The sequence below is a fragment of the Mariniluteicoccus endophyticus genome (genome assembly GCF_054780035.1).
In genome coordinates this window covers 80,635-94,567 of sequence record NZ_BAAGXC010000016.1, presented here as the reverse complement: position 1 = coordinate 94,567, position 13,933 = coordinate 80,635, and the positions used below count along the sequence as shown (strand labels likewise).

Genomic DNA, 13,933 nt, shown 5'->3' with positions numbered 1-13,933 from the left:
CCGCCGGAACGACTAACGTCGAGGCCATGGAACTTGGCATCGATCTCGGCACCACGAGGACGGTCGTCGCCTGCGTCGACCGCGGCAACTACCCCGTCGTCAACTTCACCGACCACCTGGGTGACACCGTCGACCACGTGCCGTCGGTCGTCGCCCTCGACGGTGACACGCTGGTGTACGGGTTCGATGCCATGGCCGCCGCCGAGGCCGGTGCTCCCCTGCTGAGGTCGTTCAAGCGGACGCTGGCCGACCCGACCGTCTCGCCGTCGACCACCGTCACGGTCGGCACGCGCGAGGTGCCGCTGCTCGACGTCATGACGGGATTCCTCGTCGATCTCCAGACCTCGCTGCGCACGAGGTCGAACCTCGGCCCCCAGCTCGCCGAGCTCGGCATCGGACGCACCGTAATCGCCGTGCCCGCCCACGCGCCGGGCGCCCAGCGCTTCCTCACCCTCGAGGCCTTCCGCAGGGCGGGGTTCGAGGTCAGTGCCGTCGTCAACGAGCCGTCCGCGGCCGGCTTCGAGTACACCCACCGCCAGGGCCGCACCCTGAACTCCAAGCGCACCCGCATTGTCGTCTACGACCTCGGAGGTGGCACGTTCGACGCCTCGCTCGTCCGCGTGGACGGCACCGCCCACGAGGTCATCGACACCATCGGCCGCAACCGGCTCGGCGGTGACGACTTCGACCTGCGCCTCGCCGACCTGGTCCTTGACGAGGCAGGTGTCACGGCCGACTCGCTCGGTCGACGGGCGTACGCCGAGCTGCTCGACGACTGCCGCGACGCCAAGGAGCACCTGTCGCCGCAGTCCAAGCGCATCACCCTCGAGGTGCGCGGCGAGGCCGTGACGGTGCGCGTCGCTGACTTCTACGAGGCTGCCGCACCGCTGGTCGACGACACGCTGTCGACCATGTCGCCCCTGGTGAGCGGGCTGGACGACGACACCCCGCTCACCACCGACATCGCGGGCATCTACCTGGTGGGTGGCGCCTCCAGCCTCCCGCTGATCCCCCGCCACCTCCGGGAGCGGTTCGGCCGCCGCGTCCACCGTTCTCCCTACCCCGGCGCGTCGACGGCCATTGGTCTGGCGATCGCCGCCGACCCGACGGCGGGCTACTCCCTGACCGACCGGCTCTCGCGCGGGTTCGGCGTCTTCCGCGACGCCGAGGGCGGCCAGCTGCTCCAGTTCGACCCGATCCTCTCGCGCGACGAGCTGGTGGGCGCGAAGACCCGCGTGGTCACGCGACGCTACCGCGCGGCCCACGACGTGGGCTGGTTCCGGTTCGTGGAGTATGCGTCGGTCGACGCCGACGGTCAGCCGACTGGGGACATCGTGCCGTTCGCGGACGTGATCTTCCCATTCACCCCGCAGCTGCAGTCGATCGACGCCCTGCCGCGCAACATCGCCGTCCAGCGTCTTGGCCACGGCCCGGAGGTCGAGGAGCGCTACGAGATCGACGCGAACGGCATGGTGTCGCTGACGATCACTGATCTCGACACCGGCTACTCGATGCGCCGGGCGCTCGGCGACTGATCCCTCGGCCCCCAGCCGAACCGATTCGTGCACAGTTGGGATCTCCGGCGGATCCGGGCAGGACGAGTCGGGCCCCGGGGATCTGCCCGGGGCCCGACTCGTCGTGGGGATCGATCACTTGAGCGCGGCGAGCGCGGCGTCGTAGTCCGGCTCCTCGGTGATCTCGTCGTTGAGGCGCGTGTATGCCACGTTGCCCTGCTCGTCGAGCACGACGACCGAGCGCGCGTTCAGACCGGCGAGCGGTCCGTCGGTCATGCGTACGCCATAGGCGTCGCCGAAGTCGCTGCGGAATGTCGAGGCCGACACGACGTTCTCGATGCCCTCCGCACCGCAGAAGCGGCTGAGCGCGAACGGGAGATCGGCCGAGACACAGACGACCTTGGTGTTCTCGAGGCCGGCGGCGAGCTCATTGAAGCGGCGCACGGACGCGGCGCAGACGCCGGTGTCGACCGAGGGGAAGATGTTGAGCACGACGCGCTGGCCGGCGAAGTCGCTGATGCGCACGTCAGCGAGGTCGGTGCCGACGAGCACGGAGTTGGGGGCGGTGTCTCCCAGGTTGGGAAGATCGCCGGCGGTGTTGACAGGATTGCCCTTGAACGCAGTGGTTGCCATGACTTGTGTCTAGCACACCGCGCCGCAGGCGGTCCGCTCAGCCCGCGTACAGGCCGTCCTCGCCGGGCTGCTCGCCGACAGGACCCGACGGGGTCCAGTCCTCGTCGTCCTCGTCGTCGAACTCGCTGAGGTCGGGCAGCATCACGGCGACGCGCTCGGCCAGGCGCCAGCGCTTGCGCGGCCCGAACTCGACGACCTTCTCGTCGCGTCCGCCGCACGCACGGACGGTGAGCTCGCTGCCGACCTCGCCGACGGGCTCGTTGCGGTTGGCGTCGAGGTCGTACGCGCGGCGCTTGGAGTCGGCGACGACGACGATCTGACCGCCCACGCCGACCTGGCCTGACAGCTTCTCCCACGGATGGGCCTTGAGCAGCGTGCGCATCGGTGACTCGATCGACCAGCCGGCCAGCGCCCCCGCGAGGCAGCCACCCGCGAGCGCCGCGAGACCCACGAGCAGCCACAGGCCCCAGGAGTGCTGGATGACACCGAGGACCGCGGCGACGAGACAGGCGAGGGCAGCCACGGCGCCGACCGAAGCGGCGACGATGGTGGGTCGCAGGCGGTCGGCGGCCCTTCGGCGGGTCTTCTCGTCGTCCCAGGCGGTACGCGCCGCTGCGGTGTCGCCGACCGGTGTCGCGGAGACCGCCGGCACGACCTGGGTCTCCTGCTCGTGGGCCCGGCCCGTCGCGGGAGCCGGGTGCGTGGCGATCCGGTGGGTGGTGTCGGCATCTGCGTGGGGGTGGGCTGGGGAGGGCGTCGGGTGCTGGCCATGCTGCACGGGCTGAGAACCCGACACGGACACCCGCGCGGGCGTGCGCTGAACCGGCTGGGTGGGCGCCTCAGGGGGGACGGGACGGCCTGCAGCGGGCGGTCGCGGTGCACGCGGCTGGTCCAGTGGTCCCACCTGTACGGTGCGCTCGACCCGCGGGATGACGCGGGTCTCGACGTGCATGCCCTGATCGGCGGCCTGGCCGGCGGTGACGGTCGGGTCGTTGCCGGTCTTCTTCTCGGGCGGGACGTCACTCATGCCGCCCAGTCTGCCGCACGGCGCGGGGCTGTCCAATCAACCGAAAGCGCGCGGCGCCGCGCTGACGGGCCTTCTCTGCCTCCACCTCCCGGTCCTTCGGGGGTGCGCTGGTGACGAGCCCGTAAAGCAGCTTCCGGGTCGCGCCAGCCAAGTTGTGGAAGACCCTGGTGTTGCGGCACATGCGTACACGGGTGCCACCGACCTTGACCGACGTGTCACAGTGGAGACGGTGGACTCCCGTCGGATCGCTGACCTCCTGTGGCCGGGACATCCGAGGACCTGGGCCGAGGTGCCCTACCGGATCGCCCCGGTGCTGCTGCACGCCCTCAGGCTGTCGTTCGGGGCGGTCGTCGCCTACCTGCTGACCATGCCGCTCATGTCGCCGGGAGTCGTCGACCTGACCGGCTGCCTCACCGCGCTGCTGGTCCTGCAGGCCTCCACGCAGGCCACGTTCAAGATGGCGGCCGTGCGCGTCGGCGCCGTCCTGACCGGCGTCGCGGTGGCCCTGGTCGTCACGAGCCATGTCGGTCTGTCGTGGTGGAGCCTCGGCGTCGTGGTGGGCGCCGCGCTGCTGCTCGCGCGCATCTTCCGCCTCGGCGAGCAGGCGCTCGAGACGCCGATCAGCGCCATGCTGATCCTCGCCACCGCCGGCCAGGAGATCGCCGTCGAGACCCGTGTCGTCACGACCCTCGTCGGGGCGGCGGTCGGCGTCGTCATGGGGGTCGCGCTCCCGCCGGTGGTGCCTGTCCGTCATGCCGCACACGCCGTACGCCGTGTCTCCGACCGGCTCGGGGGCTGCCTGCGCCAAGCCAGCGTCGACGTGGCCGATGGCCCGGTCACGCGCGAGCGCGTCGCGGTCTGGCTGGCGCGTACGCGCGAGACCCACGAGGCCCTGCTGGCGGCATCCACCCGGGTGAGCGACGTCGGCGAGGCCCGCCGGTGGAACCCCCGGGCGATCGGCACCGCCGATCTCGAGCCGGTGCTGAGGTCGGGCACCGCCGTCCTCGAGCAGACGTTGTTCGCCGTCCGCACACTCTTCGCCACGATCGAGCGCGAGGCACCGGCGAGCGACGACGCCGACGACCCCTTCGGCGAGGAGGCGCGGCAGGCCTTCGCCGTCGTGCTCGACGACCTCGCCGACGCGGCGGAAGCCTTCGGGCGGCTGGTCCAGGCCGAGGCCCACGGCACCGACGATCAGGTGCGCGACCAGCTCGGCGAGACGCTGGAGGTCCTGCGCGAGACTCGCGTACGCCTCACCGAGCTCATGTTCGTCGACGCCCGCGACCAACCTGGGCTGTGGCTGCTCCGCGGGACGGTGCTCGACTCGATCGAGCAGGTGCTGCGTCATCTCGACCTGGACGCCCACCTCGACTCGCAGCGCGAGTGGGCGACCCGGGAGGCCGGTCGGCGCCTGTCGTCGGGGCAGCTGGTCAACCGGGACACGCTGGCCGCGCTGAGGCGACGGCAGAGGCCAAGGCCCGCGCCACGCGTACGCCCACCGGGCACCCGTGCCGACGGAGGTCCCCCACCCTGACGACCCGAACTGGGTTGCGGACATCCCCGGTGGGTTCTGGGCGATCGCCCGCGTAGCCTCGATGCATGGACCCGATCTCTCTCGTCAAGACCGCCCTCACCTCCCGCACCACCGATGCCGGTGGCCCGACCGTGCTCGAGCTCGACCTCGCCCGCGGCGTGGTCAGCGCGCAGCCCTCGAACCCTCTGGAGGCGTTCCGCCAGCGCCAGTCGCCGTCGATGCGGGAGATCCGTGACTCGCTGCGTCGCGCCAAGGATGACGACGTCGCGGGCCTGGTCGTTCATCTGGGCACGTGCCCCCTCACGACCAGCCAGGGCGACGAGCTGGCTGAGGTCATCGCCGACTTCAGGCGGTCGAAGCCCGTCATCGCGTGGACCGAGTCGTTCGGTGAGCTGACCAGCGGCATGCTGGCGTACCGCATCGCGCTGGCCGCCAGCGAGATCTGGCTGCAGCCCACCGGAGCCTTGGGCTGGCCCGGTGTCGAGCTCCAGGTGACTCTGCTGCGCGGCGGTCTCGAGAAGCTCGACATCGAACCGCAGTTCGGTCAGCGCAAGGAGTACAAGTCGGCGGCCGACCAGTTCGCGGCCCGTGAGGTCTCCGAGGCCAACCGCGAGATGATGCAGCGCATCGCCGACTCCGTCGTCGACGACACCGTCGCCCGTGCGGTGGCCGCGCGCGGGCTCAGCGAAGAGGTCGTCCGCGCCGCCATCGACGACTCGCCCCTCCCTGCCCCCGTCGCCCTCGAGCACGGCCTGGTCGATCACCTCGGTTACCGCGACGAGGTGTACGCCGAGCTGCGCCGCCGCTGGGGTGCCGACGAGAAGGTGGAGCTGCGGTACGCCCACCGCTACCACCGCCCCAGCCGGGTCGAGGCCATCGAGGGGATGCTGAACCGCAACAAGCCGGCCATCGGGGTCGTGTCGCTGAGCGGGGCCATCGTGGACGGCCCGGGTCGGCAGGGGTCCCCGATGGGCGGCCGCGAGGCCGGTTGCGACACCGTGGGGGCCCATCTGCGCGAGGCGGCCCGCGACGACTCGGTGAAGGCCGTCGTCCTGCGCATCGACTCCCCCGGCGGCTCGTACATCGCCTCCGACGTGATCCGTCGCGAGGTGCTCCAGCTGAAGGAGGCCGGCAAGCCGGTCATCGCCACGATGGGCGATCTCGCCGCGTCGGGCGGTTATTTCGCGGCCATGGGCTGCGACACGATCGTCGCGAACCCGACCACCCTCACCGGGTCGATCGGTGTGCTCGCCGGGAAGATGGTCACCCAGGGCCTCTACGAGCGCCTCGGTCTGGTGCGCGAGGCGATCCGCTCGGGCCGCAACGCCGGCTGGTTGTCGCCGGTCGAGGGTTTCTCCGACGAGCAGTGGGCCAAGCTGGATGCCTGGCTCGACGAGGTGTACGCCGACTTCACCACCAAGGCCGCCCACGACCGGGGCATGGACCTGGCGGATCTCGAGAAGGTCGCCCAAGGACGTGTCTGGACCGGTGCCGACGCCCACGACCGGGGGCTGGTCGACGAGCTCGGCGGCATGGGCAGGGCCCTCGAGCTGGCCGCGGAGAGGATCGGTCGGCCCCTCGACAAGGTCGCAGTCCGCATGGTTCCGACGATGCCCTGGCTCGAACAGCTCAAGCCGGCCGAGTCGTCGGAGTCGCCCTCGGGTCTCAACGCCCGATCCGTGACCCTGGCGTCCGGACCTGAGGGTCTCATCCTCGGCGCGGCCCGGCTTGCGGGCGTCCACGTGCCCATGGGCGTTCTGTCGCTGCCGTGGGACATCCGCATCTCCTGACCCGCGCTCCCGCTCCTCCAAGCCCAGCTCGCACGGACGTCGACAGGTTGGCCCCCTGCTCGCCGGTACGGGACCAACCTGTCGACGTTGTGCACGAGTTGGGCTTCGGGTGGGGGTGGGGCCGGGTCAGCCGCGGCGCATGGGGACGTGCGGGATCCCGTCCTCGACGAATCCCGAACCGCTGACGGCGAAACCGAACCGGGCGTACCAGTGCTCGAGGTGGGCCTGCGCATCCAGCACCACGGGCGCGTCACCCCACTCGGCGAGCGCGGCCTCCATGAGCCGGGCCGCCACGCCGCGGCCGCGCGCGGCGCCCGAGGTGGCCACGCGCCCGATCCGGCGTACGCCCCCGGCATCGGTCAGCAGGCGCAGCGTGGCCAGCACGTCGTCACCCTCGTGGGCCCAGAACCATACGCAGTCCGGTTCGAGGTCGCGCCCGTCCAGCTCGGGGTACGCACACTCCTGCTCGACGACGAAGACGTCGGTGCGCAGCCTCAGCAGGGCGTACGCGGTGGCGAACGGCAGGTCGGCCGGGCGGGCCCGGGAGACCTCGATGTTCACAGCGCGATCCCGACGTACTTGGTCTCGAGGTATTCCTCGACGCCCTCCCGGCTCCCCTCGCGCCCGAGTCCGGACTGCTTCACCCCGCCGAACGGTGCGGCGGGCTGCGACACCACGCCGGAGTTGAGGCCGACCATCCCGGTCTCGAGGCCCTCGGCCGCCCGGAGGGCCTCCCCGAGGTTCTCGCCGAACACGTAGCCCATGAGCCCGTGCTCGACGTCGTTCGCGAGCGCCAGCGCCTGATCCAGATCGGTGAACGTCGTGATCGGCGCCACGGGGCCGAAGATCTCCTCGTGCATGACTCGGGCGTCGTCGGGCACGTCCACCAAGACCGTCGGCTCCCAGAACCAGCCGTCACCGGCCGACCGTTCGCCCCCGGTGAGGACGCGTGCCCCGCGGTGGACCGCGTCGGCGACGAGGCCGGACACCTTGTCGAGGGCCACATCGGTGATCAGCGGCCCCACCTCGACGCCGTCGGCCAGGCCGGGGCCGACCTTCATCGCGCCCATCCGCTCGGCGAGACGACGGCCGAACTCGGTGGCGTGCCTCTCGTGGACGAGGATGCGGTTGGCCGAGACGCACGCCTCGCCGCCGTTGCGCATCTTCGCCGCAAGGGCCCCGTCGACGGCGCGGTCGAGGTCGGCCGACTCCAGCACGAGCAGTGCGGCGTTCCCGCCGAGCTCCATGGACGTGCGCAGCACGTGCTCGGCCGACTGGGCGATGAGCTTCTTGCCCACGGCCGTCGAGCCGGTGAAGGTGAGCTTGCGCAGGCGCGGGTCGCCGATGATCGGAGTCGACACCCCGGCGGCGTCGGACGTCACGACGCAGTTGACGACCCCGTCCGGCACGCCCGCCTCCGCGAGGATCTCCATGAGCACCAGCGACGTCAGCGGGGTCTCGGCGGCCGGCTTGAGGACGACCGTGCAGCCGGCGGCCAGCGCGGGCGCGATCTTGCGCGTCCCCATCGCCAGGGGAAAGTTCCACGGCGTGATCGCGTACACCGGGCCGACCGGCTGCTTCATGATGAGCATTCGCTGCTCGTTGTTCGGCGCCTGGCCCCAGCGCCCGTCGATGCGTACGGCCTCCTCCGAGAACCAACGCAGGAACTCCGCCCCGTAGGTCACCTCTCCCCTGGCCTCGGCCAGCGGCTTGCCCATCTCGAGCGTCATGAGGGTCGCGAGGTCGTCGCCTCGCGCGATCACGAGCTCGTACGCACGGCGCAGGATCTCGGCGCGCTCGCGGGGCAGGGTCCGCGCCCAGTCGCGGGCGGCCGCGCAGGCCGCGTCGAGAGCGCGTACGCCGGTGTCGGCATCTGCATCGGCCACCGTCGTGAGGACCGCTCCGGTCGCGGGGTCGTGCACCTCCATCGTGGGCAGATCGGTGGACCACTGCCCACCGATGAACTGGGTGCGGGGTACACGACCCAGCAGGGCACGGACTTGGTCGGACTCGTGTGCACGGACGCTCATCATCCCACCATGCCACCTTCGGTGGCGCACGGCGAGGGCGCCTCCCCACCCACCGGGACGCCCCATCCCACGAGCAGGTGTCCCAATCGTTATTCGGAGCTGACCCACCGACCAGAGTGCAGGGTTTAACGTCTGTGCCATCTTCGGACAGAGGAGAGCCATGAGCACCAGCGTCAAAGACGACGACCTGATCCCGGGCGACGAACCTCGCCCGGTGCGCACCGATCCCGACCGGCCGCCCGTGGCCGTCGTGGAGGGTGCCCACAGCACCACCGCCAACAAGGCCATGTTCACCGTCATCGCCCTGCTGTGCGCAGTTGGCTGGACGATGATCGCGTTCATCCGCGGCGAGCGAGTCAACGCCGTCTGGTTCGTGGTCGCAGCCGTCGGCTCCTACCTGCTCGCGTTGCGCTTCTACTCGCGCTTCATCGAGCGGAAGCTCTGCGAGCCGCGTGACACGCGCGCCACCCCCGCCGAGCAGTACGCCAACGGCAAGGACTTCATGCCGACCGACCGCAAGGTCCTGTTCGGCCACCACTTCGCCGCCATCGCCGGCGCCGGCCCGCTGGTCGGCCCCGTCCTGGCGTCCCAGATGGGCTACCTGCCCGGCACGATCTGGATCATCGTCGGCGTCATCCTCGCCGGTGCCGTGCAGGACTACATGGTCATGCACCTGTCGATCCGCCGCGGCGGGCGCTCGCTCGGCCAGATGGCCCGTGACGAGCTCGGCCCGGTCGGTGGCTGGGCCGCCCTGATCGGCGTGTTCACGATCATGCTGATCCTGATCGCGGTTCTCGGCATCGTCGTCATCGGCGCACTGGCCGACTCGCCGTGGGGCGTGTTCTCCATCGCCATGACCATCCCGATCGCCCTCTTCATGGGCGTCTACCTGCGCTACCTGCGGCCGGGCAAGGTCACCGAGGTCTCGATCATCGGCGTCGCCCTGCTGCTGTTGGCGATCATCTCCGGCCACTGGGTCGCCGAGTCGGCCACGCTCGCCCCGATCTTCACCCTGACCAAGGTCGAGCTGGCGTACTGGCTGGCCGCGTACGGCTTCGCCGCCTCCGTGCTGCCCGTGTGGCTGCTCCTCGCGCCCCGCGACTACCTGTCGACCTTCATGAAGGTCGGCACGATCGCACTGCTCGCCGTCGCCATCCTGCTGGCCGCGCCGACCATCACGCAGCCGGCGGTGTCGAAGTTCGCCCATTCCGGCACGGGTCCGGCGTTCGCTGGCTCGCTGTTCCCGTTCCTGTTCATCACGATCGCCTGTGGCGCGCTCTCGGGCTTCCACGCACTCATCTCGTCGGGCACCACGCCGAAGCTCATCGAGAAGGAGTCGCAGGCTCGCATCATCGGCTACGGCTCGATGCTCACCGAGTCGTTCGTCGCGATCATGGCGCTCGTCGCCGCCTGCTGCATCGACCAGCACATCTATTTCGTCATGAACGCCCCGGCCGGCGTCACCGGCGGTACGCCGCAGACCGCCGCCGAGTGGGTCAACAAGATGGGACTGGTCTCCCCCGGCGGACAGCCACTGCCTGCGATCGACCCGAACGTGTTCGCCCAGGCCGCCCAGGACGTGGGTGAGAAGACGATCATCTCGCGCACCGGTGGTGCGCCGACGCTCGCCTTCGGCATGGCGGAGATCATGCACCAGATCCCGCTCATCGGTGGTCTGAAGGCCTTCTGGTACCACTTCGCCGTCATGTTCGAGGCGCTGTTCATCCTGACGACCATCGACGCCGGCACGCGCGTGGCGCGCTTCATGCTGTCCGACACCCTCGGCAACATCAAGGGCCTCGGCAAGTTCAAGGACCCGTCGTGGCGCGTGGGCGCCTGGCTGTGCTCGGCAGTCGTCGTGCTCGGCTGGGGCTCGATCCTCGTCATGGGTGTCACCGACCCGCTGGGCGGCATCAACATGCTCTACCCGCTGTTCGGCATCGCCAACCAGCTGCTCGCCGCCATCGCGCTCACTGTCGTGTTCGCCGTGGTGATGAAGCAGGGCAAGTTCAAGTGGGCGTGGATCCCGGGCCTACCGCTGGCCTGGGACCTCATCGTCACCATGACCGCGTCGTGGCAGAAGATCTTCTCCCCCGACACCAAGATCGGCTATTGGTCGCTCCACAGCGCGGCCAAGCAGGCCCTTGCATCCGGCAAGACCACGTTCTCGACCGCCAAGAACCCCGCCGAGATCGAGGCAGTCGTCCGCAACACCTTCGTCCAGGGCACCCTGTCGATCGTGTACGCGGTGCTCGTCCTCATCGTGTTCGCCGCCGCCATGTGGGTCTCCATCAAGGCTCTCCGCCAGGGCGGCCTGCCCACGACCGAGGACCCGGACGTCCCATCGAAGATCTTCGCGCCGAAGGGCTTCTTCGCCACCCCGACCGAGAAGAAGGTCGCCCAGGAGTGGAAGGACGCGGGCCTGGAGGCGAATCCCTACGTGGGGGCGCACCACGAATGAGTGTCGTCGACACGCTGAAGAAGGTGCGCTGGTACGTCCACGAGGTGATGGGCGACAACGCGTACGCGAAGTTCGTCGCCCACCAGCGCACCCACCACCCGGGCGCCCCGATCCCCACGGAGCGGGAGTTCTGGGCAGCTAAGCACAAGGACGCGGAGCTCAACCCGCGCTCCCGCTGCTGCTGAACGCCACGAGCGGCCCCGCCCTGGGGTGGGGCCGCTCGTCGTCTCGTGAACCGCCGGTGTCCTGGGATGTCGGCATGGCTCCTCCGATCCCCTCAGACCCGAAGAACGCCCTCGACGTCGTGTGCCGCATCGCGGCGCCCGATGACACGTCGTGGACGTCGCCCCACCGGAGCGCCAGCCCGGCTACTGTGAGGCGCGCCCACGCAGTGAGACGTTCGCCACATCGAAACACATTCGGGCTACTGTTCAGTAACACGCTAGACGACCCAAGGAATCGACCCATGACGACCACCGAGGCTCAGCCTTCGACGTCCACCCGCATCGGCCCCGAGCTCGCCCGCAGCTGGCTGCTCGTGAACGCCACGCACGTCGAGCGGTTCGACGCCGCCGTAGCTTCTGCAGCAGACGTCGTCATCCTCGACATCGAGGACGCGGTCGCCCCGAAGGACAAGGAGACGGCACGCCAGAACGTCGTCGACTTCTTCGAGCGCGGCGGCGAGGCCTGGGTCCGCATCAACGGCTTCGGCACCGAGTGGTGGGAGGCCGACTGCAAGGCGCTGGCCCAGTTCCCGAACTGCCTCGGCGTCATGCTCGCGATGGTCGAGTCACCCGAGCACGTCATCAAGACCGCCGGCCTGCTGTCCGACTCCCAGAAGATCGTCGCACTGGTCGAGACCGCGCGCGGTGTGCAGCATCTCGACTCGATCGCCGCGTCGCGCTCGACGTTCCGCCTCGCTTTCGGCATCGGCGACTTCCGTCGCGACACCGGCTTCGCCGACGACCCGATGACCCTGGCGTACGCCCGCTCGCAGTTCACGATCGCCGCCCGCGCCGCCGGCCTGCCCGGTCCGATCGACGGCCCGGCCGTCGGCGCCCTGGGCGTGAAGCTCGCCGACGCCGCCGCCGTCACCGAGCAGTTCGGCATGACCGGCAAGATCTGCCTGATGCCGGAGCAGTGCGCCACGGTCAACGAGATCCTGTCGCCGTCGCTCGAGGACATGTCCTGGGCGCTGGACTTCCTCACCGAGTTCGACGCCGACGGCGGCGAGATCCGCAACGGCTCCGACCTGCCGCGTCTCGCCCGCGCGCGCAAGGTGCTCGACCTGGCCGCGGCGTACGGATTGAAGCCGCCGGCCGGCTACGACGTGCACTTCCCCGCGCCGACCGACACCTACCACTGCTGAAGCTCCACCCGCTCGTGCGCATCTGCGCCAACGGCTTCGACTGACGCCGCAAGCCCCTCGACCGCCGGAGGCCCACGCCGAGGGGATCGCGCGAGCGATGGACGTGGCGCCCTGTCCCGGATTGTCCCCCGCGACAATGCGGCTCGACGAACCCCGCGGCACGCGTGACACCTACGACTACTGGATCTTCGGCGCCGGGATCATCCAGCTCCCGGTGATGGGCGAGGGCTCCGAGCTGCTCCGCCTGCGTGCGATCGCCCTCTGACACTCAGCCTTCACCACTGGTCGTCACTGCTCGATCAGGGTGATCACCAGCCGCTCGGGGTTCGAGGCGTCAACGCGGTAGGCACGGGCGGGCGCCCCAGCAAGCCCGACCCGCACGAGCGCGCGCCCGTCCTCGCCGCTCACGAAGGCTACCCAGGCCGCCCCGGGGTTCCGGTCCCTGATCTGTAGGTGCTGCGTCCCACCCGGCTGGCGGTCGCGGTAGCGGCGCGGCTCCCACGTCGGGTCCGCCGGCGCGAGCGCGACCGTCAGGACCTGCTCGCCCGGCGCGGCCTCCTGCGGCGCGTACTTACCCTGCGCCGCCGCGGGCAGTCCCGAGTAGCCCGCCTCCCAGGCCGGCGTACCGCCGGAGAGGTCCACGGTCACGCGCAGGCCGCAGGGGGTGTCGAGCAGCCCCACATCGCCCACGCGGATCGCGCCGGAGCCCCTACCGCCGCTGGTGCGCTCGAGCGTGTGCTCACCGCAGACCACACGCTGGACCGGGGCCCGACACCCCGTGACCAGGAGCGCGAGCAGGGCGGGGACGACGAGCAACTTCTTCATGCGTCCCACGCTAAAGACGCAGGGGTCCGCATCGGTCCGACCGCGGTTCCGGGTCGGCCCGCCGCCGTCAGACCTGGAACGGGGTGGGATCGCCCGCGCCGGCGCGGGCGATCACCGGCTCGTCGCCCGTCCAGTCGACCACCGTCGTCGCGGCGTTGCCCACGTCGCCGGAGTCGAGAACGGCGTCGATCTGGTTGCCCAGCTCGTCGTTGACCTGCCAGCCGTCGGCCAGCGGCTCGGTCTCTCCCGGCAGGATGAGCGTCGAGCTCATCAGTGGCGCGCCGAGCGCCTCGAGCAGGGCGAGGGCCGTGGTGTGTGGCGGGATGCGTACGCCAACCGTCTTCTTCTTGGGGTGCAGCATCTGGCGCGGCACCTCCTTGGTGCCGGGCAGGATGAACGTGTAGTGGCCCGGGGTGCGGGCCTTCACCGCGCGGAACACGTGGTTGTCCATCTGGACGAACTGCCCGAACTGGGCGAAGTCGTGGCACACCAGCGTGAAGTTGTGCTTGTCGTCGAGCTTGCGGATCGCGCGGATGCGGTCGAGACCCTCCTTGTTGCCGAGCGAGCAGCCGAGGGCATAGCCCGAATCGGTCGGATAGGCCACCAGACCACCGTCGTTGACTATGTCGACCACCTGCGACAGGGAGCGCGGCTGGGGGTTGTCGGGGTGAACATCGAGATACCGTGCCATGAACGGATACTAGACCGCAGGACGCGAGACGAGAAGAGGGCCACGTCCGCCGCGGCTAC

At 70.3% G+C, this 13,933-nt stretch carries 13 protein-coding genes; 7 read left to right on the top strand and 6 right to left on the bottom strand.

Annotation, left to right across the window (positions count from 1 at the left end):
- Positions 1–26: 26 nt before the first annotated feature.
- Positions 27–1,535 carry an Hsp70 family protein gene (locus ACYVGD_RS05760; RefSeq protein WP_460742041.1) on the top strand — a complete coding sequence of 503 codons (1,509 nt, stop codon included), beginning with the start codon at positions 27–29 and terminating at the stop codon, positions 1,533–1,535.
- Positions 1,536–1,649: 114 nt separating this feature from the next.
- Here the strand turns inward: ACYVGD_RS05760 and tpx are convergent, their stop codons facing one another.
- Positions 1,650–2,147 (bottom strand): thiol peroxidase, encoded by a 498-nt coding sequence (gene tpx, locus ACYVGD_RS05755; protein WP_460742039.1) that lies wholly within the window; start codon positions 2,145–2,147, stop codon positions 1,650–1,652.
- A 37-nt stretch (positions 2,148–2,184) separates the two neighbouring features.
- Complete coding sequence (locus tag ACYVGD_RS05750) at positions 2,185–3,174, bottom strand: hypothetical protein (protein WP_460742037.1); 990 nt, start codon at positions 3,172–3,174, stop codon at positions 2,185–2,187.
- A 229-nt stretch (positions 3,175–3,403) separates the two neighbouring features.
- Here ACYVGD_RS05750 and ACYVGD_RS05745 point away from each other — a divergent pair, with 229 nt between their 5' ends.
- A complete protein-coding gene (locus ACYVGD_RS05745; protein ID WP_460742034.1) occupies positions 3,404–4,708 on the top strand; it encodes an FUSC family protein in 1,305 nt (434 codons plus the stop codon).
- A gap of 65 nt (positions 4,709–4,773) precedes the next feature.
- Positions 4,774–6,498, top strand: coding sequence for a signal peptide peptidase SppA (gene sppA / locus ACYVGD_RS05740; protein ID WP_460742032.1), 1,725 nt, complete (start codon positions 4,774–4,776; stop codon positions 6,496–6,498).
- A 126-nt stretch (positions 6,499–6,624) separates the two neighbouring features.
- On the opposite strand, the gene ACYVGD_RS05735 is transcribed toward sppA, so the two are convergent.
- Positions 6,625–7,059: a GNAT family N-acetyltransferase gene (locus tag ACYVGD_RS05735; RefSeq protein WP_460742030.1), complete on the bottom strand. Its 435-nt coding sequence runs from the start codon at positions 7,057–7,059 to the stop codon at positions 6,625–6,627.
- Complete coding sequence (locus ACYVGD_RS05730) at positions 7,056–8,528, bottom strand: NAD-dependent succinate-semialdehyde dehydrogenase (protein ID WP_460742028.1); 1,473 nt, start codon at positions 8,526–8,528, stop codon at positions 7,056–7,058. Before ACYVGD_RS05730 ends, ACYVGD_RS05735 begins: the two co-directional genes overlap by 4 nt.
- A gap of 286 nt (positions 8,529–8,814) precedes the next feature.
- Here ACYVGD_RS05730 and ACYVGD_RS05725 point away from each other — a divergent pair, with 286 nt between their 5' ends.
- The 4 genes from ACYVGD_RS05725 to ACYVGD_RS05710 all read left to right on the top strand — a co-directional run bounded on the left by ACYVGD_RS05725 (position 8,815) and on the right by ACYVGD_RS05710 (position 12,623).
- Positions 8,815–10,989 (top strand): carbon starvation CstA family protein, encoded by a 2,175-nt coding sequence (locus ACYVGD_RS05725; RefSeq protein WP_460742477.1) that lies wholly within the window; start codon positions 8,815–8,817, stop codon positions 10,987–10,989.
- The gene (locus tag ACYVGD_RS05720; RefSeq protein ID WP_460742027.1) at positions 10,986–11,174 is read left to right on the top strand and encodes a YbdD/YjiX family protein; all 189 of its coding nucleotides are present in this window, start codon (positions 10,986–10,988) and stop codon (positions 11,172–11,174) included. Before ACYVGD_RS05725 ends, ACYVGD_RS05720 begins: the two co-directional genes overlap by 4 nt.
- Positions 11,175–11,455: 281 nt before the next feature.
- Entirely contained in the window at positions 11,456–12,358 is a 903-nt protein-coding gene (locus ACYVGD_RS05715) for an HpcH/HpaI aldolase/citrate lyase family protein (RefSeq protein ID WP_460742026.1), read from the top strand.
- A gap of 136 nt (positions 12,359–12,494) precedes the next feature.
- Positions 12,495–12,623, top strand: coding sequence for a hypothetical protein (locus ACYVGD_RS05710; protein WP_460742025.1), 129 nt, complete (start codon positions 12,495–12,497; stop codon positions 12,621–12,623).
- 23 nt (positions 12,624–12,646) lie between these two features.
- Here ACYVGD_RS05710 and ACYVGD_RS05705 read toward each other — a convergent pair whose 3' ends face one another.
- Both ACYVGD_RS05705 and ACYVGD_RS05700 read right to left on the bottom strand, forming a co-directional pair.
- Positions 12,647–13,183 (bottom strand): hypothetical protein, encoded by a 537-nt coding sequence (locus ACYVGD_RS05705; RefSeq protein WP_460742024.1) that lies wholly within the window; start codon positions 13,181–13,183, stop codon positions 12,647–12,649.
- A gap of 67 nt (positions 13,184–13,250) precedes the next feature.
- Positions 13,251–13,874: an L-threonylcarbamoyladenylate synthase gene (locus ACYVGD_RS05700; protein WP_460742023.1), complete on the bottom strand. Its 624-nt coding sequence runs from the start codon at positions 13,872–13,874 to the stop codon at positions 13,251–13,253.
- Between the last annotated feature and the right edge of the window lie 59 nt (positions 13,875–13,933).